This is a genomic window from Arthrobacter sp. TE26545 (genome assembly GCF_056279005.1).
In genome coordinates this window covers 3,707,716-3,730,484 of sequence record NZ_JBWBQM010000001.1, presented here as the reverse complement: position 1 = coordinate 3,730,484, position 22,769 = coordinate 3,707,716, and the positions used below count along the sequence as shown (strand labels likewise).

Here is a 22,769-nt window from a genome sequence, read left to right as displayed (position 1 = left end):
GGCGTTCCTTTGGTCTGTTTTTGTGTGCAAGTTGGCAGTTAGCGGCAACGTTTCTCGGAAACACTGCCCCGACGTGTCAGCTCGCGGGTGTGGTCTGGAAGTCGGCCGCGGGGAGGAAAGCCGCGGCGCGGAGGACGCCCACGGGCTTGCCGCCGCCCAGCACCGGCGGGATCTGCAGCGCCGCCAGGGAATCGGCGTCGACCCCCAGTTCGGCGAGGACCCGGACGGTGACGGGCAGGCGGGCCCGGTCGCCGCCGTCGGAAATCTTGATCGCGACGCCGGTCCCGTCCGCGAGGCCGATCAGCTGAAGGCCCTCGAAGCCGTCCTTCGCCAGCAGGCCCGGCACCGCGCGCATCATGGCGGTGACGTCGCGGCCTTCGCCGGCCACCATCTCCGGGAAGGCGCGCATGGCGTGGGCCACCTGGCCCTCGTGGCTTTCCGGGCTGGCGGAGGCGAGCCGGCCGTACGCGCGGGCCATGCCGCGCAGGCTGTGGGCGAAGAGCGGCGTGCCGCAGCCGTCGGTGCTGACCGCGGCGGCGTCTTCGCCCGTGAGCTCGGTGATGGTGTCGCGGACGAGGACCTGGAGCGGGTGCTCCGGGTTCAGGTAGCCCTCAACCGGCCAGCCGTTGATGGTGCAGACCGCGGCCATCGAGGCGTGCTTGCCCGAGCAGTTCTGGGCCAGCTGGGTGGGGCCGTTGCCGGCGCGGAGCCATTCCTCGCGTTCCGCGACACCGTAGGGGAGATCCGTGCTGTTCGCCAGCGCTTCCTCGTTCAAGCCGTGCATTTCGAGGATCCGGCGGGCGCCGTCCTGGTGCATGGCTGCGCCCGAGTGGCTCGCCGCGGTGAGGGCGAGGAGATCCTGCTCCAGTTTGAGGCCGGCGCGCAGCAGCGCCACGGCCTGCAGCGGCTTCAGGGAGGAACGCGGGTAGATGGGCGCGTCGGGATCGCCTGCGGTCACCTTGGTGTCAGTGCCGGTGCCTGTGCCGGGGCCTGTGCTGGTGCCTTTGGCGTTGCCGGGGCCGGTGCCCTCGGGGCCGAGCGCGATGAGCGAGCCGTAGTGGACGCTCTCGACAAGGCCGTCGCGGGTCTGCTCGGCCAGCGGGACGTGGTGCGGGGTTGGCATGGCGTCCTTAGGTAGTTGTTTCGTGATGGTCTGTAGGGTTTTGGGCGCGATGGCCTGTGCAGGGCCGGCTAGCCCTGCGTGGAGTTGAGGATGCTGTCCAGGGCGACGCTGACAGCCTCGAGGTGGGCGGCCATGGCGGCTTCCGCTGCCTTGGCGTCGCCGGCGTCGATGGCCTCAATGATCCGGAGGTGCTCGTCGTCCGAGGCGTGGCGGCGGTCAGCCACCATGTTGAGGGTTTCGGACTGGTGTGCCAGGGCCTCACGGATGTCGGCAACGACGCTTTCGAAGACCTTGTTGCCGCTGGCCCGGGCGATGATGGAGTGGAAGGCGGCGTCCAGGCTGACCCAGGACTCGGGATCGTTTTCGCCGAGCATCTCCTCCATGAGCCCGCGGAGCTGCTTGAGGTCGTCCTCGCTGCGGCGCTGTGCCGCCAGCCCGGCGGCGGGAACCTCGATGTGCGGGCGCGCTTCGTTGAGGTCACGGGCGGAGTACTGGCCCAGCGTGAGGTCGTTGGCCACTTTGTTGGCGACCACGAAGGTGCCCTTGCCGGTCTTGGTGACTGTCAGGCCGAGGGCGTTGCAGGAGCGGAGGGCCTCGCGGATCACCGAGCGGCTCACGCCGTACTGGCCCGCCAGAGTGGCTTCGGAGCTGAGTTTCGCGCCGACTTCCACCGCGCCGGATTCGATGTCCTGCCGGATGGTGCTGAAGACCGCCTCGGCCGCGCTGAGGCGGGCAAGGGGAGTGGCGGGACGCGGTGCCGGTGCTGCTGGCGCCGGCGTTCCTTTCGCAGGGAGGCGGCCGTCGGCCTGTCCTGCTGTCCGGCTGTCTGACAGGTTCACGGTTAAGAATATGGCACGGGTCACAAGGGCCTGTCAATTGGAGTTTTTCTTAGTTCTCCTCGGGCACTCCTGTGTGCTGTTCCCGGGTTCCCCTGCCCGGCCAGCGCACATTCTGCTGGATCACCCCGGCTGCCCGGGGCCCGGGGCCCGGAACGGCGGGGTTTCGGAAACCCGGCGGGTCGGTGATCCAGCAGAATGTTGCCGGCCCGTTTTCGCGGCGCATAATCGAGGTGGAGCGGCCGGTGAATGGTGCCGGCGAACAGGGAGGTTGCGGATGCAGGCACCGCCACGCATTACCGTCGAGGTCCCGCTGCTCAGCCTCGGCGAGGGGCCCGCCGACTATGAGGCGCTGGGCAGCTACGTCGATGCGCTGCGCAGGCCGCGCGGGCTGCATATGACCCTGCTGCATGTGGGAATCCTCGAAGACTTCGCAGGAGATGTGGCCGCCTGGACCAAGGGGTTCACCAGTGCTGAGAAGGCGCTGGAACGCACCGCATCCTGGCTGCGTGGCCTGCCTGTCCTGGACGGATTCGCGGCCAGCTCACAACGCTTACTTTCCCTGGGCGGCGGCCGGGTGGCCGGCCTGGAAGTCGACGTTCCGGAGACGGTGCGGGACTTCCAGCTTTCCTTGGTGGTGGCCCTTCACGGCTTGCTCGATGAACTTGCAGTGGACAACATCGACGACTTCATCCTCAGCTCGCCGGCCCTGGGCTACAGGTCCCCGCACTGGACACCCCACGTTGCAGTGGGCCGGCCAAAGACCAGGCGAAGCGGGCCCATCGACATCGAACCGCTGGCGCTGGAGTTCGGGGCATCGCAGATCAGGAATGCGTGGGTGCTGGATGGAGTTGGGGGAACCGCACCGCCATCGGAGATGTAGCCTTCGGGATCGTCCCTCGTTGCTGGTCCCGATTTCGCTCAATTCAAAGGAGCCAGCCCCGGGTGGTCGATGAGGGCTTTTTCACCATGTGTGTTGAGGATCGCGAGGACAGCGATTTGTGCAACGTAGATACCGTGGAGCATCAGCGGTTCCGCGGATTCAAATTCCACAACTAGCGTGTTGCTCGCGAGGTCCGCATATAGGCCGCTTGTGGCGTTGAAGTAGAAGCTGAGATTCCGGCCTCCAGCACTGCACACAATCCGTTGATTCGACACAAAGACCCTGGAGACCTGCCACTCGCGCCACTGTTCCCGTGCCAGCGCCTCGGCATTGCGGCGAGCTGCCGAATTGCTTACTGAGTCTGCCACCAGGCCCAAGGCAACAAACGAAGGGCGGCCGATGTATACGCCTCCGCGTTGCCAGTAAGTTACGTCTTGACCGTAGTAGCGTGCATACTCCGCGGGAGCATCCAGGAAAAACGCTTCCCCGTGGTTCGGAACAATTCCCCAAACCGTGATTACCGGGGGTACCTGGCGGGCCAAAAGGGTAGATCTCAGGCCGCGGGCGTTTTCCCACGCGTTTGACGCCTGTGTGGCCAGTTCAAGGGTCTTTACTTCCTTCTTGGTGTATTTTCCCTTCGCGCGGCGCCACGCACGGAAGCACCGGTAACCATTCCGGATTGCGAAGACCGCGAAGACAACCGGTGCAGCGAGAGCCAGCAGAACCAAGAGGAGGGTCGTGAGGGCGCCTCCAATGGATTCGCTCCAACCCTTGACCGTCTGTTGGAGCAAGGACAACCCAACCAGTGGGAGGAAATAGCCTGCGATGCCGAGGGTGATTGGCAAGATCCATGGGCGGTGCCGTCGCCAAGCGGTCGTCTGTTTCATCAATGGCTCCAGCTCCAATCATTCGTTGCCGCGTTCGCCAGTTCAGATACTGCGGCCCTGGCATGTCGTTGGGAGTGTAGGCCGAGGCGGACCGGGCTGGCTTGTCACGCTTGGGGCTCCTGTGGATAACTCCGCCGCCGCACATTCTGCTGGATCACCCCGGCGGCTCAGGCTTCCGTTCCGCGGAACGGCAGGCCACGAGGACGCTGACGAAGCGAGTGATCCAGCAGAATGTCACGGGCTTCACGGCTACGCCTGGCCCGCCTACCCTGAACCTTGATGCACACCGAAACCAACGCCCACGGGGCAAGCGGAACAAGCGAGGCAGCCTTCGCCCACCCCGAGATAACCGCAGCGCTCAGGGACCTCGAACACCGGTTCTCAAAAAGCAAGAGGGTCATCCTCGGCGTCACCGGCCCGCCCGGCGTCGGGAAATCCACCTTCGCGGAATGCCTCGCCGCACACTTCGGACCGGAAACCAGCGTCGTGGTCCCGATGGACGGCTTCCACCTGGGCGAGGCGGTCATCGCCGGCACCGAATTGAAACAGCGCAAGGGCGCCATCGACACCTTCGACGTCGGCGGCTATCTCTCGCTGCTGCAGAGGCTCAAACGCCGCGACGAGGACGTCGTCTACGCGCCGCTGTATACGCGGGACATCGAAGAACCCATCGCCGCGTCGATCGCGGTCCCGGCCGGAATCCCGCTGGTCATCACCGAAGGGAACTACCTCCTGAGCCCGGAGCCCGCCTGGCAGAAGGTCCGCGGACAGCTCGACGCCGTCTGGTACCTCGAGCTCCCGGCGGACCTCCGGCTCGAACGCTTGATCCACCGGCACGTCGAGTTCGGAAAGGAGCCGGCCGCGGCCGAAGCCTGGGCCAAGGGAAGCGACGAAGCCAACGCCCGCCTGATCCAGGCCGACAGCCACCGGGCGGACCGCATCCTGCCGTGGAACTAGGGCTCAGAAGCAGCAGGTACCGTGGAGGGGACTCCCGACGCCGACCCGAGGACCTCCATGTCTCCGCGCACCCTGTTCCGAGCCGTTGCCTTCGCCGAGGCCGTCACCTGGACGCTGCTGCTGATCGGGCTGGTCCTGAAATACGTCACCGGAACCACGGAGCTGGGCGTGCGGATCGGCGGCGGTATCCACGGCTTCGTTTTCCTCTGTTACGCCGCCGTGGCCGCTTTCACCTGGATCAACCAGAAATGGAGCGCCGGGACGGGCCTGATGGCGATCGCCTCCGCCGTCGTCCCTTACGCGACGGTTCCCGTGGAAAAGAGCCTGGACCGCCGCGGACTGCTCGACGGCGGCTGGCGGCTGGCCGCGGGCGGCGAGTCACCTGAGGGTGTCGCCGAAGTGGTGCAGGCCTGGGTGCTGCGCAAACCGTGGCTGGCGCTCGGCATCGCGCTCGCCGGCGTGGCCGCGGTGTTCAGCTTCCTGCTCTTCATGGGCCCGCCGGACACCTGGTTCGCCTGAGCCGCGCGGCCTGAGCGCCGCGGCCTGACTAAAGGTGCTGGATCCCCGCCCGCTGCATCGCGTCGCGATAGGTCTCGATGGTCTTCTCCAGCAGTTCCTGCTGCTTCGCCTCGGACAGGGCAAACGCCCGCCCGCCCAGCGCGCTCGCCTTGTAGACCTTGATGCCGTGCTCCCTGAGGGCCGAGTGGTAGGTCTTCTCGAACAGGGTGAGAAAGGCCGCGGCCTCCGCTCCATGCGCGACGACGGCGGAGACCCTGCGGTTGATCTTCAGGAACTGCCGGAACGGCTTGAGTCCGTCCAGCTTTTCCTGTGCGCTCAGCGAGGGGGGCAGGCCGGCGTCGCGTACCCAGGGATAACTGTGCCACGGCATGACGTAACGCGGATCCAATTCGGCCCCGGTGTAGATTTCCTGCGTACGGCGGGCGGAGTCGTCGTCGTTAAAGAAGGACACGAACCCGGATGTTGTCCCGCGGCCCGGGCTCACCTGGAGACTGACGATCCGGCACTCGTCCTCGTCGTGGATGGGGTCGATGTACGGGACCATGGAACCGGGTTTCCGGGCCATTAGCTCCTCGCAGAGCTCCGTCACGGCAGCAATATTCGGTTCGCGGAGCAGGGCTCGTTTGCCGTCCCAGTCAATGTCCACGTTTTCTCCTTCGGCAAGCCCAGCCCCCAGAAATCCTCCGTCTCCTGACACTTTACGCGCCGCACCCGCGTGTCGTCGCCGCTAATTTTTTGCCCGTCTGGGGCGGACCCCGCGTTGCCCTTTCGACTTCAACGGCACCGTCGTAGGCTGGGCAGGAAGGACAGGAACCACCCAAAGCCGCGTGACCCATGGGAAGAACCCCTCCCGGACTGGCTCTTTGCGCAACAATCGCCGCCGCCTTGCTTGCGGCCTTCGGCGCGGCGTCCCCGGCCCCGGTCGCGGTATTGGCAAGCACGACGGCGGCAAGCACAGTGGCGGCCCCGTCCCCTTTGGCCCAGCTGCGGCGCATGACCATGGGACAGCGGGTCGGGCAGTTGTTCATGGTCGCTGCCACTGCCACGGGCGCTTCCTCCACCACGCTGTCCGACATTTCCACCTACCATGTGGGCAATGCCTACCTCTCCGGCCGTAGCGCGGCAGGCACCACGGCTACGGCCGCCGTCGTCCGGAGCATGACGCAAAGCGTCTCTGCCGCTACGACGGGTAACGTCAAGCTGCTCGTGGGAACCGACCAGGAAGGCGGCTACGTCCAGGTCCTCAGCGGCCCCGGCTTCTCCACGATCCCGACGGCCCTGTACCAGGGCACACTGGATCCCGCGACGCTGCAGGGCTACGCACGGACCTGGGGCGGACAGCTTGCCGCTGCCGGGTTGAACCTGAATCTGGCACCCGTGCTGGACACTGTGCCCAGTGCAGCCTTTGCCCCATTGAATGCCCCCATCGGCTACTACGAACGCGAGTACGGCTACACGCCCGCGACCGTCTCCAGCCACGGCTTGGCCTTTGCCGCAGGGATGAGGCAGGCAGGGCTGGTCACCGCGGTCAAGCACTTCCCGGGGCTGGGCCGGGTCACGGCCAACCCGGACACCAGCACCAACGTCCATGACGCAATCACCACGATCACGGACCCATACCTGCAACCCTTCCAGGACGCCGTAAACGCAGGCACCGGCATCGTCATGGTCTCCAGCGCCTACTACGACAAGATAGACAGCGCCCACATCGGACCGTTTTCCGCCGTCATTATGAAGACCATGCTGCGCGGGAACCTTGGCTTCAATGGCGTCATCCTCTCCGACGACCTGTGCAACGCCGCGCAGCTGGCACCGTGGTCCCTGGCGGACCGCGCCATTAACTTCTTCAATGCCGGCGGCACCATGCTGTTGTGCGCCAACCCCGCCAGCATTCCCGCCATGTACCGTGCCGTGCTCAGCCGCGCCCAGTCGAGCGTTGCCTTCGACGCGGTGGTCAATACGGCAGCACTGAGGGTGCTCCAGCTCAAGGCAGGCGCCCTCCCGAACGCCTTCGGTCACGGAGCCACGAGCTACATGACCGACTTCAACGGCGACGGCACGGGCGATGTGTTGGCCCGGGACGCTGCCGGGGCGCTGTGGCTGTACCCGGGCAAAGGCAACGGCACTTGGTGGCCCCGAGTCCAGGTGGGCGGTGGTTGGCAGAACATGACGGCGTTGCTGAGCCCGGGTGATTTCAACGGCGACGGCACGGGCGATGTGTTGGCCCGGGACGCCGCCGGGGCGCTGTGGCTGTACGGGGGCATGGGCAAGGGCACCTGGTTTCCCCGTGTCCAGGTGGGTGGCGGTTGGCAGAACATGACGGCTTTGTTGAGCCCGGGTGATTTCAACGGTGACGGTGCGGCGGATGTGTTGGCCCGAGATGGTGCCGGGGCGCTGTGGCTGTACCCGGGCAACGGGCGGGGGCTATGGTTCCCCCGTGTCCAGGTGGGCGGTGGTTGGCAGAACATGACGGCGTTGCTGAGTCCGGGTGATTTCAATGGTGACGGCGCGGCGGATGTGTTGGCCCGGGATGCTGCCGGGGCGCTGTGGCTGTACCCGGGCAACGGGCGGGGGCTGTGGTTCCCCCGGGTCCAGGTGGGTGGCGGCTGGCAGAACATGACGGCGTTATTGAGCCCGGGTGATTTCAATGGTGACGGCGCGGCGGATGTGTTAGCGCGGGATGCTGCCGGGGCGCTGTGGCTGTACCCGGGCAGGGGCAACGGCCTTTGGTTTCCCCGGGTCCAGGTGGGTGGCGGTTGGCAGAACATGACGGCAATTTTCTAGGACAACCGGCATCGGTCACGCCCTCTGGCGGCTGCCGCCGGTGCTCCCTAAACTGGCTGTTACCATCGTGCAGAGTCCCGCGGCGGGGGCGGGTTCCCACGGAATAACCCAGGGAGCATCCCCATGCGTCAAAACACCCGGCGTGGAAACACCCGCAAAACTGCAAGAGCATTCCGTCGTGCCGCCGTCGCCCTGCTGGCCGTAGCAGGCCTCCTCCTTCTTCCCGGTCCCGTTGCCTCGGCGAAAGCCCCTGCCCCGCACAAGACCCAGGCCGCCAAATCCATCGTCCTGCCGGGTGCCGGCGGGGCAGAAGGCATCGCCGCGGGCAAGGGCACCGTGTTCTACGCGGGCGACCTTGCCACCGGGGATATCTTCCGCGGCGACATCCGCAAAGGCACGGCCGCCCTCTTCATCGACGCCCCGGCGGGCCGTGTGGCTGTCGGCATGAAGTTCGACCGGCGCCATGAGTTGCTCTTCGTCGCCGGCGGCCCCGCCGGTACGGCCTACGTCTACGACACCAAGGCTGCCACCACCAAGGCCACAATCCAGCTGAGCGGCAAGCAGCCGTCCTTCATCAATGACGTCGCCCTCACCCGGGAAGGCGCCTGGTTCACCAACTCGAACGTTGCCGAGCTCTACTTTGTCCCGGTGGGCGCTGACGGCAGCCTCGGCGCCGTCCGGACGCTCCCGCTCAGCGGCCCTGCGTCGAACACTGCCGCCCAGTTCAACCTCAACGGAATCGCGGCGGCGGACGGCGGGCGGACGTTGATCGTGGCGCACTCGGGCAACGCGGCCCTCTACACGGTCGACTCGCAGACCGGCGCCAGCGCGGCTGTATCCGGCGTGGCAGTCCCCAATGTGGACGGCATCCTGGTCCGCGGCCGGACGCTCTGGGCTGTGCAGAACTTCAGCAACCAGATCAGCCGTATCAAGCTGTCCGGGGACCTTTCGTCCGGCGTCGTGAAGGACGTCATTACCAGCCCGCTGTTCCAGATCCCGACGACGGCCGCCAACTTTGGCGGGAAACTGGCGGTGGTGAATGCGAAGTTCGGTGTCCCGGCACCGGAGAACTTCGACGTCGTGGTGCTGCGGGGGAGGTCGCGCTAGCGGCCGCTGCGCAGCTTCTCCATGTCGCGGCGGTCCTTCTTGGTGGGCCGTCCCGCGCCCCGGTCGCGCTGGGGCAGGCCGAGCGCCGCTGGCGCCGGCCGCTCCGGCGTGTGGTCGGTGAAGCAGTGCGAGGCCGCCTCGGCGCCCACCCGCTTCGCGATCAGCTGGCGTACCTCCAGGATCCGCTCGAAGCCGGGCTGCCGGACGCGCACGGTATCCCCGATGATCACGGTCTGTGAGGCCTTCACCGGGTTCCCGTTGATCCGCACGTGCCCGGCGCGGCAGGCGGCGGTGGCCGCCGAGCGGGTCTTGTAGGCGCGGATCGCCCACAGCCACGCATCGATGCGGGTGGTGGAGGAAGTCGGCAGGCTGTTCATGGCTGCGAACGAGTCTAGCCGTTTGCCCCGCAACGCACCTCTGGCTGTAATGCCCAGGACCTCAGCGCCGGCGCAGCTCGGCGAACTCCAGGTGCGGAACGACGGTGCCGGCGTCGCGCTCCAGGAAGTTGTTGCCGGGCGCCACGATGTCGTCGATCGCGTCCAGCAAGGCGTCGCTGAGCACGGTGTCCGCTGCCTTGAGGTAGTCCGTCAGGTGCTCCTCGGTGCGCGGGCCGATGATCACGCTGCTCACGGAGGGGTGGTTCAGGGCAAAGCCGACCGCCAGCTGGATGAGGCTGAGGCCGTGCTGCTCGGCCAGGCGGGCCAGGGCGTCCGCCGCGTGGAGCTTGGCCTGGTTGAAGGGCGCCGTGACGTCGAAACGGCCCGGCAGCGCGTTGGCTCTGGAGCTGGCCGGCTGGCGGGCGCCGAGCCGGTAGCGGCCGGACAACCAGCCGCCGTCGAGGGGGCCGTAGCTGAGCACCCCGAGGTTGTACTGCTGGGTGATGGCGAAGACATCGCGTTCGTTGGCGCGCACCAGCAGCGAATAGGGCACCTGGTCCACAACGGGCGGGATGAGGTGGTTGGTGTTGGCGATCCACTGCGCCTCCACCAGCTGGGCCGGCGTGAATACGGAGGTGCCGTAGTAGAGGATTTTGCCCTGCCGGATGAGGTCGTTCAGGGCGGTGATGGTTTCCAGGACGTCCGTGTTGTAGTCCGGCCGGTGCGCCTGGTAGAGGTCGATCCGGTCCGTCTGCAGGCGGTTCAGGCTGCCCTCCACGGCCTTCATGATCCAGCGCCGCGAATTTCCGGAGTGCGCCGGGTTCGAGCCCATTTGGCCGTGGAATTTCGTGGACAGGAATACGTCGTCCCGGCGGCCCTGCAGCGCGCGGCCCACGATGGCCTCCGCTTCGCCTTGGGAGTAGATGTCCGCGGTGTCCACGCTGGTGATTCCGGTGTCGAGGGCCGAGCGGATGATCCGGATGCTGTCCTCCGGGCCGGTGGGCGCGGAGCCGGTGCCGAAGTTGAGGGTGCCCAGGGTCAGGGGGCTGATCGGGACGCCGGTGCGCCCCAGGGTTCGAAGCTCGCTGAGGCTCATCTACGGCTCCCTTCGTGGAGAAAATCGCTGCAAAGCAGGAGTGGACAATCGCTTGACACGAGGCTACTCATTTGCGCGAAACATCGCCCGTAAAACGTAGGAGTTCTTAGCTTTTCGTATTCCGGGGTAACGCAAAGGGCATCGTGACGAAGCGTGAATGGGCGCACGGACACGCAATTACACAAATATTGCCCTCTGCCGGATCCAGTGAATTAGTTGGAAAGGAAGGCGCAGAAACACCGAGAGAGGACGAACGGCATGACCCAGGCGACAGTGGACGGAACAGCTTCGATCAAGCAGGCATTTGCGCAATTCCCTTCCGGGGTGGCCGCGTTCAGTGCCATGGTCGGTTTCGTTCCCGAGGTTCTGGTGGCGTCGAGCTTCACCGTTGGCGTTTCCCTGGAGCCGCCGCTGGTGATGTTCGCCGTGCAGAACTCCTCCACCACCTGGCCGAAGCTCCGCCGGGCGCCGCGCCTTGGCGTCTCGGTGCTCGCCGAAGGCCAGGAAGCCGTGTGCCTGCAGCTGTCCTCCCGCAAGGGCGAGCGTTTCGCCGGTGTTGCCACTTCAACCAGCGACGCCGGCGCCGTCACCATTGACGGCGCGGTGCTGTCCCTGGAGTGCGAGATCGTGTCCGAGACGCCGGCCGGCGACCACGCGATCGTGGTGCTGGAGGTCAAGTCCACGGAGATCAACGACGACGCCCGGCCCCTGATCTACCACGGCGCGTCCTTCCGGCGGCTGACCGAAGCAGCCTGAGCGGGGGCTGCTCACCGAGGCCTTCCAACGCGAGCCGTAACTGACCCCGCGTTGTCATGGCTCACCGCGAGCCGGCGGACGACTTTTCGCGGGCCTGGCCCTTGTGCTGCGCTTCCAGCCGGGCCTCTTCCCGGGCATCGGCTTCGGCGACGGCGGCAGCCCACTCGGCATTGAGGACCGGCGGTTCGGGCGTCGCGGCGAGCAGCAGGGGGTGATGCTTCGCCTGGCTCTCGACGGCGGCCGTGGTTCTTTCCGTGATCTTCGTTCGGAGCTGGCCGGGGGTGGGCCATTCCTTCGGCGAGAACAGCTTCTTCCACGGGATGCTGCGCAGGGCGGTTCCTGCGGCGGCGGCGAACTGTCCGGCCGATTCGAAGAAGCCGGGCCGTGGAGCGGCAGGCACGTCAACAGCGGCGTCCGGACCATCACTGCCGGCAGGCGTCTCGTCCGCGTCCGCCGTCGCCGGTTCCGCCGAGCCAGTGTGGCTGCTCGGAAGGTGGACCACGGGGTCGGCGTCGTCCTTCGGGAAGATCCCTACCATCGCGAGAACAACGATTGACAGCAGCCGCGCGAGTCCCGCGAGTACCAGGGTGACCACCATGCACAGGGCCAGGCCCAGGAACATCAGGAAAGCCAGGCCAAGGGTGCCGAAAAAGGTCATGTTGAGGGCGATTGTTGTCGGATCTTCCACGTAACCTCCCCGCGCCGCAGTGTGAGCCGCAGTGTGAATCCTGCCGGGTGCCGGGCAGCTGGATGCCGGGCACGCTACCTAGCCTACGATTGAATCCGGCCGGAATCACCCGGCCGGCCGCGCGCTTCCCCGGGTTGTAGCGAAGCTGTTATCTCGTCCGGGAGGATCCATGCCGCTCGACCTTTCCAGGCTCCGCAACGGCGCCTGCCCCTGCCTGTCCGGCGAGCAGTACGCCCAATGCTGCGGCGTGTTCCACAGCGGCGAGGGCGAGGCGCCGACCGCGGAGCAGCTCATGCGCTCCCGGTACAGCGCCTTCGTGGTGCTGGACCCCGGCTACCTGCTGCGCACCTGGCACCCGGACACCCGGCCGGCCGCCCTGGACCTCGACCCGGACACGCAGTGGCGCCGCCTGGACATAATGGGAACCTCGCGCGGCGGCCCGCTGGACTCGGAGGGGACGGTCGAGTTCGCGGCCCATTACTCGCACGACGGCGAACGCGGAGTCCAGCGCGAAAAGAGCCGCTTCCTGCGGGTGGACCGCCGCTGGTACTACCTCGACGGAACGGTCTAAGCGTCGTCCCGAGGGGCCCGACGCGAGCTTGCGAGTGTTGGGAAGGGACCTGCGCGCTAAACCCGGCTACGCGCTAAACCCGCCTGCGCGCTAAACCCGCCTGCGGGCTAAACCCGCCTGCGCGCTACGCGCGGTACTTCCGGTGCAGGTTCTCCTTGGCCGACGGGCCGGGCGTGGCGTCGGCGATCCACGGACCGGTGCCCTCCGAGGAATCCAGGATCCCGGCCTCAAGCCAGGCGTAATCCCCGGCGAGGACCTTCCTGGACACCGCATGGTCGGCACCGTCCGAGTTCTTCCACAGCTGCTCGAAGGACGCGTCCACCCGCAGCCGGGCCTGTTCGCAGTAGGCGTCGGCGAGCTCAAACGCCGCGGCGCCGTGCTCCGGGGTGCTGCGCAGCAGCGCCTCGGCCCGCGAGCAGCTGGCGGCCATGGCGAACAGCTCCGCGCCGATGTCCACGATCCTGCCCAGGAAGGCCTGTTTGTGCTCCAGGCCCGCCTGCCAGCGGCCCATGCCATAGAACGTCTGCCGGGCCAGCCTCCGGGAGGCACGCTCAACATAGCGCAGGTGCCGGGCGAGCCGGCCGAACTCACCGTAGGAGCGCGGATCCATGCCCGCGCCGGCCACCAGCCTGGGCAGCCAGCGTGCGTAGAAGCCGGTGGCGCCGACGGCGGCCCGCGCCTTGTCCTGCAGGCTCGCGTCAGCGGAGGCGAGGTCGCCTGCTGCCGCCAGGTGCGCGTCCACCGCTTCCCGGGCGATCAGCAGGCGCATGATCTCCGAGGACCCTTCGAAGATCCGGTTGATGCGCAGGTCCCGGAAGAGCTGTTCGGCCGCGACGGCGCGTTCCCCGCGGGCCTCCAGGGAGTCGGCGGTTTCGAAGCCGCGGCCGCCACGGATCTGCACCAGTTCGTCGGCGATCTGGCAGCTCAGTTCCGTGGACCAGAGCTTGGCCAGGGCGGCTTCGATCCGGATGTCCTTCTGCCCGGCGTCGGCCATTTCAGCGCATAGCTCGAAGACGGCCTCCAGGGCGAAAGTGGTGGCCGCGATGAACGCGATCTTCTTGCCCACGGCCTCGTGCTTGCCGACGGGGCGGCCCCACTGGGTGCGGGCGTTCGACCATTCGCGCGCGATCTTGAGCGACCACTTGCCGGCGGCCACGCACAGCCCCGGGATGGAGAGGCGGCCGGTGTTGAGCGTGGTCAGGGCGATCTTCAGGCCCTGGCCTTCCCTGCCCAGCCGGTTCTCCTCCGGGACCCGGACCTGGTGGAAGCGGGTGACGCCGTTTTCGATGCCGTGCAGGCCCATGAAGGCGTTGCGGTTCTCCACCGTGATCCCGGGGGAGTCCATTTCCACCACGAAGGCCGTGATTCCGCCCTTGTGTTCGCTGCCGTCCGGGGCCGTGTAGGGCGGGACCTTGGCCATGACCACCACGAGTTCGGCGATCACCCCGTTGGTGGTCCAAAGTTTCACGCCGTCCAAAAGGTAGGAGCCGCCGTCGTCCGTTGGTACCGCGGTGCAGCCCATCCGGGCGGGGTCGCTGCCGACGTCGGGCTCGGTCAGGAGGAACGCAGTGATGGCTCCCGCGGCGCAGCGCGGCAGGTACTGCTGCTTCTGTTCATCGGTGCCGAACTCTTTGACCGGTTCCGGGACGCCGATGGACTGGTGCGCCGAGATCAGGGCGCCCAGGCTGGGGTGGACCGAGCCCAGCAGCGCCAGCGCCCGCCCGTAGTAGACGAGGGACAGGCCCAAGCCGCTGTACTCCCGCGGGATCTTCATCCCGAAGACGCCGAGCTCCGCCAGCCCGGCAAGGTACCGGTCGGGGATGCGGGAGTCACGTTCTATGGCCCGCCCGTCCATGGACTCGCAGTACTCGCGCAGGGACGCCATGAACGCTTCGCCGCGCTCGACGTCGTCCGCCCGGGCCTGCGGCCAGGGATGGATCAGCCCGAGGTCGAAGTCACCGAGGTAGAGGCCTTTGGCGAAGCTGGGGCGGGACCATTCCTGCTCCCTGGCTGCTTCGGCGACGGCGCGCGCTTCGGCTGCCGTGACGGTGGAACTGCTGTGTCCAACCGGGCTGTTCTCGGTGGTCGACGTCATGGCAGGACTCCTCCGGCCGCGTCCGCGGCATAGGGCCCAGGGTTCGCCTCGGGCGGAGAACCCTTCAGCTGTCCCTCAATGCTACCCGCGGGTAGCTAGCTCTGCTAGAGAGTAGAGGTCTTGCTCGGCAATATTCAGCGATATATCGTTAAGTATCGCCAGACCGTTGGCGTCCAACGATTCGAGGAAGGTGATGGCGTCATGAAAGGCATTCAAGAGAACAAGTTCGGCGACTGCGGGCCCGGCAATGGTCGTTTCGAGCGTGGCAGGAGCCGCCGCGGACCCCATGGCCACGGCGGGTTCGGACGCGGCGGGTTTGGGCCTGGGTTTGGACCGGGCTTCGGCCCTGGCGGTTTTCGGCGGGCCAATAGGGGTGATGTCCGCTGGGCGATTCTTTCCCTCCTGGCCGGATCTCCGTCCAACGGGTACGGGCTGATCCAGACAATCGCGGAAAAGACGTCCGGAGCCTGGCGGCCCAGCCCCGGGTCCATTTACCCGACGCTCCAGCAGCTTGTGGATGAAGAACTGATCGAACCCGTGGGGGAGGGCCGCCGCACCGAATTCACGCTCACGGATGCAGGCAAGGCCTACGTGGCCGAGCACGCCGAAGACCTCAGCAACGCCTGGGATGCGGACCCCGAGGGAGCGCTGCCCGCGTTTCACCAGAGCGTGGTAAAGCTGATGCGGGTCATCCATCAGTTCCGCATGGCGGCAAGCGATCAGCAGCGCCAGGCCGCGGTGGAGAAAATCGATGAAGCCCGGCGGGCGCTTTACCACATCCTCGCGGACTAGTTACCCGTCCCGGGTCGGCCGTGATGCGGCTGCGTCCGGGGCGGTCAACGGACCGTGTTGGCCTGACGCAGCAGGGAGCCCGTCACTGCCTGCAATTCTGCCGGCATCTCCACGTTCTCGGTTTGGTGGACCAGCCGCTCCCAGGCAAAGTTGATTCCATTGACCAGCGCTCCCAGGGTGTTCCGCACCAGGAACCAGAGCAGTTGCCCGCTCCCCGCCAGCGCGAGGGTTGCCAGCGCCGCCACGGCCATGAAGGCGGCCAGGCACAGGGCGATCAGCAGCGTGCCGACGAAGACGTAGATAGACGTGTCCAGAGCCGTGAAATCAAGGTTCATTTGTCCCCCTTTGGACTATGTGCCTGAGAACTGGTGCTTGAGTTGAACGTGTGCCAGGGCCGGGGTGCCGGAGCTGTTTGGCCCGAAAGTGTGGTGCAGGTGAGCCGGGTGTGGTGCAGTCCGGGAAGGCCGGTGTTCCGAGAGTAGGAGCGGCCCGGGGTTTCCGGCCAGCAGGCCGCGGGCGCGACACGGAGTTGTTGCATGATCGAAACCGAGGCGGGGACCAAGGTCACGGAGCGGTTGCGAAGGGTGCCGAACCGTCGGCGGACAGCGGCCCAGCTGCCCTGCGTTAACCTTGTACGGGGCAGTTTCCGGAAATCCCGCTGCCACGACGTACCGCGGCAGCTGAAGGAGAGTCTGTGTCCCGCTCGGCGATGTCCTCGGCAGATGCCATCAGTGCCCGGCTCCGGGACCTCGAACTCCTCACCAAGGGGCCGGCCTGGGCCCTGACGCGCTCGGCTCCCTGGGTGATCGCGGTGCTGCAGGCATCCTTCACCCGCACCCGGCCGCAGCTTCCGCTCGAAGAGTTCCACGCCGACGTCGACGCCTTCCTTGAGCAGCTCCGCCGGCAGGAGCCGGGGCTGGGCGGTTCCGCGAACGGCAAGGCGTTCGGCGATGAATGGACGCGCAAGCAGTTCCTGACCCGCCGGAACCAGTCCGGGCAGATCGTTTACGAAGTCACCGAGGCCGCGGCCCGTGTGCTGGCCTTCCTGGACAGCCTCTCCAGCGAACGTTCCACCCTCAACGGTTCCCGCCTCGGCACGTTGCTGGGCGACGTTGAGAAGCTCGCCAACGAAACCAACCCGGACCAGAGCGCCCGCCTGGAAGCCCTGGAAGACGAAATCCAGGAACGCCAGCAACTGATCGAGGACATCAGTTCCGGCGATTTCGACGGCCTGCTGGACGACGAGGAAGCCGTCGAGGCCGCGGGTAACATCCTCGACCTGGCCGCGAGCCTGCCCGCCGATTACAAGAAAATGCGCGACCGTATCGAGGAACTGGTGGGCGAGCTGCGTAACCAGATCATCGAGGAATCGCTCAGCAAGGGCGCCACCATGGCCCAGGTCCTGGAGGCGGACAAGCGCCTGCGGCAGAGCCCCGAAGGCAGGACCTTCCGCTCCTTTACGGCGTTCCTCGAAGACCCCCAGCAGCAGCTGCGCTTCCGCTCGGCGATCGGCGAGGTGCTGGGCCGGCAATTCGCCGATGAACTCAGCCACGAGGACCGCGAAACCCTCAAGAACCTGGTGGCCGAACTCCGCACCCAGCACAGCCAGATCCAGCGGATCTACGGCAAGCTGTCCGAGAGCCTGAACGCCTACATCCAGAGCGACGACATCCGCCAGTCCGTGCGGCTCCGCAACGTCCTCCGCGAGGCTGAACAGGCCATCCGTTCCATGCCCTACGAACGCGACCGGCCCGGCCTGGTCCGTGCTCCCGTGCTGTACAACGCGGCGTTCGAATCGCTCGCCATGGTCAAGCTCTTCGACCCGGACGAGTTCGCGGCGCCGCCCAAACTCGCAGAGCCGATCGCCTTCAGCGATGCGGACCGCGTGCGGTCCCTGCGGTCCGCGAAGGCGAGGCCCGACGTCGTCCGCGCGGCTGCCGCGGGAGCCTCAACCTTGGCGGAGGCCTGGGAGAACCTGCCCGACGACGAGCGGCACATCAACACCGTCCGCGCCCTGCTCTCCCACGCCCTGCACAGCGGCGCGGCGTTCGAGCGGGAGGCCTGGGAAAACATTGACTTCGAACAGATCGACGGCAGCTCCCGCACTGCGTTCCTGCCGCTCGTGACACTCACCGCCCGCAATGAGGATTCCGATGACTGACGCCCCTGACGGACATGTCCACTCTTCCGAGGAAGGAATGGACATAACGCGCCATGTCCATGCGGAGGCATCCCAGGACGGACATGTCCACCCGGACCCGTTCCGTGTGACGCCGCGCGATACCTTCGTGGACGGCGCCGCGCTGTTCCCGGGGGACACCGGTGTGCTGCCCATGAAGCTGCGCCAGGCTTTGGTCCGGCTGCTCAAGGGGCCGTATGTCGACGGCGGCCGCGACGAGAAGCTCTGGACCACGCTGCTGGACAACCAGCAGATCCTGCGCAGCCGCCTCTCCGAAATGTTCCTGAGCCTGCAGCTGGACCACGAACGCAAGATCGCGGTGCTCCGCCCCGTGGATCCCGAGGTGATCGGCGGCGGCGCCCGCTCGAGCATCCTCCGCCAGCAGCGCGCCCTGAGCCGCGTGGAAACCATCGTGCTGCTGCGCCTGCGCCTGCTCCTGGACCGGCACGCCACCGCGCAGACCGAACCCACCATCACCCGCGAGGAAATCTCCGAACTCGTGGCCCACTACCAGCCGTCCGGCCAGCAGGACGCCCTGCGCGACGCCGACGTGGTCAACCGCACCATCACCAAGCTCCTGGCCCGCCAACTCCTCCTGGCCACCGGCATCGACGACACCTTCTCCATCTCCCAGGCCCTCCCGCTGGCCCTCCCCTTCGAAAACATCGGCGACATCCCCGCCCAAATCGAAGCCCTGATGGCAGCAGGAGCAGACGAAACCGGCACCGAGCCGCTGCTCGAACTGGCAGAAGCAGACGACGATGGCGACAGCGGCTTGGGTGGCGAAGACACCGATGCCCGCCCCCACGGAGGAAACCGCGCAAGGTGAGATTCGTCCCGGCGCGGAGGCTAACCCAACCACAACTGCCGCAGCCGACGCAGAGGAGGCAGCCAAGTGACCGTTGCGAGCATGCTTCCGATCGGCGACCAGGTGAACCCTGGGCAGATGCGCCTTGCCCTGGTCCAGGTGGTCAACTGGGGCACCTTCCATGGGGCGCACACGATGCACGTGGACCGCAACGGCACCCTGCTGACGGGCAATTCGGGCGTGGGCAAGTCCACGCTGTTCGACGCCATGCTGCGGGTGTTCGATGCCCGGCCGCGCTCGAACGAGGCGGCGGCGCAGCGGGCCGGCGGGTCCGTGGAGGACAAGCGCACCACGTTCACGTACATGCGCGGCAAGGTGGGCGACAAGGCCGTGGGCGAAGGCTCGGCCAGTGCCTTCCAGCGGCCGGGCGCTACCTGGTCCGCCGTCGCGCTGACGTTCGATAACGCCGCGGGCACCCGGGTGACGGTGTCCGCGCTTTTCGACCTGCCGAAGAACGGCACGGAGTCCAGCGTCGGCCGCTTCTACCTGATCGATAACAGGCCGCTGGACCTGGCCGCGATCGAGGGTATCGCGGAGAAGCGCTTCACCAAGGGGGCCTTGGAGGGCATCTTCCCGGAGGCGCAGGTCTTCGATGTGCACAAGGCCTTCGCGGAGCGTTTCCGCCGCCTGCTCGGGATCAGTTCGGACCAGGCTCTCCCGCTGCTGCGGGTGATCCAGGCCGGCAAGGGCCTGGGCGGCAGCGTCAACACCTTCTTCCGGGACCAGGTGCTGGACCCGCCGGCCACGCTCGCGGCGGCGGACGACGTCGTGGAGGAATTCAGCAACCTGATGTCCATCCGGCAGCGGCTGGAGGACGTGCGGCAGCAGCGCGACCAGCTGGCGCCGGTGCCCGGGTTGAACAAGGAATACGCACAGGCGCTGCTGGAGGCGAACCGGCTGCGGGAGCTCAGCGGTGAGGAATTCGATTCCTACAGGCAGCAGCTCGCCGTCGAGGTCCACAGCAAAACCCTGGCGCGCTTCAAGGACCTCGCCCAGCAGAAGGCCAAGGAACTCGGCGCCGAACGCTCCGTCCGCGACGCCCTGGCCAAGGAGCTGCGGCAGCTCGAATCGGACTACAACAACCAGGGCGGCAACGCGATCTCGGCGATCGAGCAGTCGCTGGAGAACGCCCGGCTCGGCCTGAAGCTGCGCCAGGACGTGGAGGCCGCAGCCCGGAAGGCGCTGGCCGATGCAGGCCTGGACCTTGAGTGGAGCGCCGAGGGTTGGAACCAGGCCCACGAACAGGCGGCGGCGCGTTCGGCCGAGCTCCAGGACGATTCCGAGGCGCTGCGCGAGCTGCGCTTCGAAGCCTTCGACGGGCACGCGACCAAGAAGCGCGAGCTTGCCACAGCGCAGCAGGAGCTCGCTTCGCTGCGGAGCAGCAAGTCCCTGCTGCCGCCGTCGAGCATTGAGAACCGTGCGGCCATCGCGGCGGCCACCGGCGTCCCGGAGGAACGCATGCCCTTCGCGGGCGAGCTGATCGACCTGGCGGAGGGGGAGGACCAGTGGCGGCCCGCCGCCGAGCGGGCCTTGCGCAACCTGGCCACCACGCTGCTGGTCCCGGGCGAGCACTTTGCCGCTGTCACGCGCTTCCTGAACGACAACGCGATCCGCGGCGCATTGCGTGCGGTGGACGTGTCCAAGCCGCTCGCCGGCGGCGCCCTCGCTGTGGAGGACGTGTCCGACGGCGATCTGCTGAGCAAGCTGGACATCCTCACCTCGGGCGCGAACGCCGACGCCGGGGCGTGGGTCCGCGAGCGGATCGCCTTGGACTTCGCGTACCCCTGCGTGGAGGACCCGGACGAGCTGGCCGGCCTGGACAAGGGCCTGAGCCTGGGCGGTGTGGTCAAGCGGAACCGGCACACGGTGGAAAAGGACGACCGCTTCACCGGCCGCCAGGATTACGTGCTGGGCTTCGACAACGCGGCCAAGCAGGAACTGCTCGCCGCGAAGGTCGAGGAGCTGGAGAACGAGCTGGCCAAGGCGGCCGAGCTGGCCCAGAGCCGCGAAGACTCGCACCAGGGCATGGCCCGCCAGCTTGAAGCCCTCCGCCGCGTGGCCGAGGACGAGCGCGGCTGGGAGCAGGTGTCCGCGGCGGTTGCCGCGGACGAACTGGCCCGGATCGAGCAGCGGCTCAAGGACGCCCTGGCCGCGCAGGCGGACCTCGAACCGCTGCGCGCCAGCATCGAGGCCGTGCGCGAAAAGCACCAGTCCTCCACAGGCGCCGCCGCCGTGCTGCAGAGCGAATACAAGGCCCTGGACCAGCAGATGACCACGGCTGACTCGCTGCTGGACGCCGCGCGCACCCGCCTGGCCGAGGCGCCGCCGTCGGACACCACGGTGGCCGCGCTGGAACCGCGGTTCACCGGCTTCGGGGACATCACCGAGCTGCACGAACTGGACAACCTGGCCAACCGGGTCCGCACTTCCCTGCTTGCCGAACTGCACGCAGCGGAATCCAAGGGCCAGGCCCTGGCGGAACGGCTCAGCCGCATCTTCGAAGGTTTCGTGCGCGAATGGGGCACCGCGATTTCCGCGGACCACGGCACGTCTATCGGCGCCGCCGGCGAGTTCGAGTCCCGGTACCACCAGATCGTCAGCGAGGGCCTGCCTGCACAGGAAGCCGAGTTCCGGCAGTTCTTCAACCAGCGCACGCACGAATCCTTCAGCACGCTGCTGCACCTGCTGGATGAGGAACGCCGCGCCATCACCAGCCGCATCCTGCCGCTGAACGGCATCCTGTCCGAGGTGAACTTCCACGAGGGCAGCTACCTCGAGCTGGACATCAAACAGACCATGCCCGCCACCGCCAAGCAGTTCAAGGACGCCATCCAGAACGCGCTCAAGGCACGCCACGGCCGCCGCACCGCCGGCAGTGCGGCGGAGGACGACGTCGAACTCGGCAACCGCTACAAGTCCCTCGAAACGCTGGTCAAGCGGCTTGGTTCGCAGGCGCCGGAGGACCGCCGCTGGCGGGCCGAGGTGCTGGATGTGCGCGGCCATCTGTTCATCCAGTGCAAGGAGCACCGACAGGTGCAAGGCCCGCGGGGAGGCGTGAAGACCGAGGTCTTCATGCACACGGACACCGGATCGATGTCCGGCGGGGAGCGGCAGCGCTTCACCGCGTTCATCATGGCCGCGGCGCTGAGCTACCAGCTGGGCATCGCCGAGCAGGGCTTCACCACGTACGGCACGGTGATGATGGACGAGGCCTTCGTGCTTGCCTCCGAGGAGTTCGCGGGCGCGGGCATCAAGGCGCTGCACGAGTTCGGCTTCCAGCTGCTGCTCGCCGCCCCGGAAAACGTCATCGACCTCTCCCGGCACCTGGGCTCGGTCACCGAGATCCTGCGCGACAAGCGGACCAACCGCTCGGGCGTGCTTACGGCACCGGTGATTAGCGGCCCCGGAACGCCGGGGGAGTGGCGTTCCGAGGCCAACCCCGTGGACATCGTCTTCCGCTAACCCTTTATCTTCGGCTTAGGTCCCGCGGACACGGGCCAGGAAACGGGACGTCCGTTCCTGTAGTCCCGCGATCTGGCGGAGTACGACGGCGGCCGGGTCCGGGTTGATTTCGCTCACCGGGGGTTCCTTGCGCACGTTGGTGCAGCACAGGAAGTCCGCACAGATCAGCGTTCCGAGGGTGTTCCCGTCGCGGCCGGACTGGCCGGCGCGCTTGGCAACCCAGAGATAGACCTCCTCCTTGGAGAAGACGTCCCGGCACAGTTCGCACAGGACGGCCCGGTTCTTGCCGGCGCCGCCTTCGGGCGCACGGAGCATGATGCCGGTGAGCTTCGCGTTGCCGGGCATCACCAGGTAGCCGCGAAGAGGCATTTTCGGGTCGCGCCAGCCCAGGAACTCGAGGTTTTCCCAGTCGAGGGTCTCGAAGTCCCGGGGAAGGGTGAGCTTGGCGGCCTCGGAACGGCTCGCGTTGATGAAGGACGCGCGGATCTGCTGGGCAGTGATTTTCTGCATGGTGATGTACTTTCGCATCGGATGGGAACCCGCGAGGGGTGAATGGCGCGGGCGTCCGCCAGCCCGGCTGCGGCCCCGCGACGACCGGGATTTACCCGCGGGCCGAAACGAAACAGGAATCGTCGGGAAAGGACGATGCAGGGATCAGAGTCCCGGGTGCTCCTGTGGGGTGGCAGACGTGAAGGGAAGCGCACAGCAGGCCAGAACGGCCACCCCGCTCACCACGGCAGCGCTCGCTGATGCAGCGCGCATGCTCATTCCCTCGTTCCTGTCATCTCT

At 67.1% G+C, this 22,769-nt stretch carries 21 protein-coding genes; 11 read left to right on the top strand and 10 right to left on the bottom strand.

Translation table 11 applies throughout. The annotated features are described in order from the left end of the window. Positions 1–76: 76 nt before the first annotated feature. Complete coding sequence (locus ACZ9CK_RS16955) at positions 77–1,123, bottom strand: asparaginase (RefSeq protein WP_476050548.1); 1,047 nt, start codon at positions 1,121–1,123, stop codon at positions 77–79. 68 nt (positions 1,124–1,191) lie between these two features. Further along, positions 1,192–1,962, bottom strand: a complete 771-nt coding sequence (locus tag ACZ9CK_RS16950) for a FadR/GntR family transcriptional regulator (protein WP_476050547.1) — start codon at positions 1,960–1,962, stop codon at positions 1,192–1,194. 274 nt (positions 1,963–2,236) lie between these two features. On the opposite strand from ACZ9CK_RS16950, the gene ACZ9CK_RS16945 reads away from it, so the two are divergent. Next, positions 2,237–2,842: a hypothetical protein gene (locus ACZ9CK_RS16945; RefSeq protein ID WP_476050546.1), complete on the top strand. Its 606-nt coding sequence runs from the start codon at positions 2,237–2,239 to the stop codon at positions 2,840–2,842. Between the two features lie 38 nt (positions 2,843–2,880). Here the strand turns inward: ACZ9CK_RS16945 and ACZ9CK_RS16940 are convergent, their stop codons facing one another. Continuing rightward, complete coding sequence (locus ACZ9CK_RS16940) at positions 2,881–3,729, bottom strand: hypothetical protein (RefSeq protein ID WP_476050545.1); 849 nt, start codon at positions 3,727–3,729, stop codon at positions 2,881–2,883. A 279-nt stretch (positions 3,730–4,008) separates the two neighbouring features. Here ACZ9CK_RS16940 and ACZ9CK_RS16935 point away from each other — a divergent pair, with 279 nt between their 5' ends. Then, positions 4,009–4,686, top strand: coding sequence for a nucleoside/nucleotide kinase family protein (locus tag ACZ9CK_RS16935; protein ID WP_476050544.1), 678 nt, complete (start codon positions 4,009–4,011; stop codon positions 4,684–4,686). Between the two features lie 57 nt (positions 4,687–4,743). Then, positions 4,744–5,205 carry a DUF3817 domain-containing protein gene (locus tag ACZ9CK_RS16930; RefSeq protein WP_476050543.1) on the top strand — a complete coding sequence of 154 codons (462 nt, stop codon included), beginning with the start codon at positions 4,744–4,746 and terminating at the stop codon, positions 5,203–5,205. A gap of 28 nt (positions 5,206–5,233) precedes the next feature. On the opposite strand, the gene ACZ9CK_RS16925 is transcribed toward ACZ9CK_RS16930, so the two are convergent. Beyond that, a complete protein-coding gene (locus tag ACZ9CK_RS16925; RefSeq protein ID WP_426300549.1) occupies positions 5,234–5,851 on the bottom strand; it encodes a uracil-DNA glycosylase family protein in 618 nt (205 codons plus the stop codon). A 188-nt stretch (positions 5,852–6,039) separates the two neighbouring features. Between ACZ9CK_RS16925 and ACZ9CK_RS16920 the strand changes: the two genes are divergently transcribed. Continuing rightward, entirely contained in the window at positions 6,040–7,989 is a 1,950-nt protein-coding gene (locus ACZ9CK_RS16920; RefSeq protein WP_476050542.1) for a glycoside hydrolase family 3 N-terminal domain-containing protein, read from the top strand. Between the two features lie 123 nt (positions 7,990–8,112). Then, positions 8,113–9,096, top strand: a complete 984-nt coding sequence (locus ACZ9CK_RS16915) for an SMP-30/gluconolactonase/LRE family protein (RefSeq protein ID WP_476050541.1) — start codon at positions 8,113–8,115, stop codon at positions 9,094–9,096. On the opposite strand, the gene ACZ9CK_RS16910 is transcribed toward ACZ9CK_RS16915, so the two are convergent. Both ACZ9CK_RS16910 and ACZ9CK_RS16905 read right to left on the bottom strand, forming a co-directional pair. Further along, positions 9,093–9,473, bottom strand: a complete 381-nt coding sequence (locus tag ACZ9CK_RS16910) for an RNA-binding S4 domain-containing protein (RefSeq protein ID WP_426300543.1) — start codon at positions 9,471–9,473, stop codon at positions 9,093–9,095. The two genes, ACZ9CK_RS16915 and ACZ9CK_RS16910, sit on opposite strands and share 4 nt — an antisense overlap. A 61-nt stretch (positions 9,474–9,534) precedes the next feature. Next, the gene (locus ACZ9CK_RS16905) at positions 9,535–10,569 is read right to left on the bottom strand and encodes an aldo/keto reductase (RefSeq protein ID WP_476050540.1); all 1,035 of its coding nucleotides are present in this window, start codon (positions 10,567–10,569) and stop codon (positions 9,535–9,537) included. A gap of 258 nt (positions 10,570–10,827) precedes the next feature. Between ACZ9CK_RS16905 and ACZ9CK_RS16900 the strand changes: the two genes are divergently transcribed. Continuing rightward, positions 10,828–11,325, top strand: coding sequence for a flavin reductase family protein (locus ACZ9CK_RS16900; RefSeq protein ID WP_426300539.1), 498 nt, complete (start codon positions 10,828–10,830; stop codon positions 11,323–11,325). Between the two features lie 61 nt (positions 11,326–11,386). Here the strand turns inward: ACZ9CK_RS16900 and ACZ9CK_RS16895 are convergent, their stop codons facing one another. Next, positions 11,387–12,013: a hypothetical protein gene (locus tag ACZ9CK_RS16895; protein ID WP_426300537.1), complete on the bottom strand. Its 627-nt coding sequence runs from the start codon at positions 12,011–12,013 to the stop codon at positions 11,387–11,389. A gap of 169 nt (positions 12,014–12,182) precedes the next feature. Between ACZ9CK_RS16895 and ACZ9CK_RS16890 the strand changes: the two genes are divergently transcribed. After that, on the top strand, positions 12,183–12,584 hold the full coding sequence (locus ACZ9CK_RS16890) for a YchJ family protein (protein WP_476050539.1): 402 nt from the start codon (positions 12,183–12,185) through the stop codon (positions 12,582–12,584). 124 nt (positions 12,585–12,708) lie between these two features. On the opposite strand, the gene ACZ9CK_RS16885 is transcribed toward ACZ9CK_RS16890, so the two are convergent. Then, entirely contained in the window at positions 12,709–14,679 is a 1,971-nt protein-coding gene (locus ACZ9CK_RS16885; RefSeq protein ID WP_426300533.1) for an acyl-CoA dehydrogenase family protein, read from the bottom strand. A gap of 201 nt (positions 14,680–14,880) precedes the next feature. Here ACZ9CK_RS16885 and ACZ9CK_RS16880 point away from each other — a divergent pair, with 201 nt between their 5' ends. Further along, entirely contained in the window at positions 14,881–15,471 is a 591-nt protein-coding gene (locus tag ACZ9CK_RS16880) for a PadR family transcriptional regulator (protein WP_476050925.1), read from the top strand. A gap of 44 nt (positions 15,472–15,515) precedes the next feature. Here ACZ9CK_RS16880 and ACZ9CK_RS16875 read toward each other — a convergent pair whose 3' ends face one another. Beyond that, positions 15,516–15,806 (bottom strand): hypothetical protein, encoded by a 291-nt coding sequence (locus ACZ9CK_RS16875; protein ID WP_426300531.1) that lies wholly within the window; start codon positions 15,804–15,806, stop codon positions 15,516–15,518. 374 nt (positions 15,807–16,180) lie between these two features. On the opposite strand from ACZ9CK_RS16875, the gene ACZ9CK_RS16870 reads away from it, so the two are divergent. The 3 genes from ACZ9CK_RS16870 to ACZ9CK_RS16860 all read left to right on the top strand — a co-directional run bounded on the left by ACZ9CK_RS16870 (position 16,181) and on the right by ACZ9CK_RS16860 (position 21,980). Then, positions 16,181–17,632: a DUF3375 family protein gene (locus tag ACZ9CK_RS16870; RefSeq protein ID WP_476050924.1), complete on the top strand. Its 1,452-nt coding sequence runs from the start codon at positions 16,181–16,183 to the stop codon at positions 17,630–17,632. A gap of 37 nt (positions 17,633–17,669) precedes the next feature. Next, positions 17,670–18,479, top strand: coding sequence for a DUF4194 domain-containing protein (locus ACZ9CK_RS16865; protein ID WP_476050923.1), 810 nt, complete (start codon positions 17,670–17,672; stop codon positions 18,477–18,479). 66 nt (positions 18,480–18,545) lie between these two features. After that, on the top strand, positions 18,546–21,980 hold the full coding sequence (locus tag ACZ9CK_RS16860) for an ATP-binding protein (protein WP_476050538.1): 3,435 nt from the start codon (positions 18,546–18,548) through the stop codon (positions 21,978–21,980). Positions 21,981–21,995: 15 nt separating this feature from the next. Here ACZ9CK_RS16860 and ACZ9CK_RS16855 read toward each other — a convergent pair whose 3' ends face one another. Continuing rightward, positions 21,996–22,490: an FBP domain-containing protein gene (locus tag ACZ9CK_RS16855; RefSeq protein ID WP_426300527.1), complete on the bottom strand. Its 495-nt coding sequence runs from the start codon at positions 22,488–22,490 to the stop codon at positions 21,996–21,998. Between the last annotated feature and the right edge of the window lie 279 nt (positions 22,491–22,769).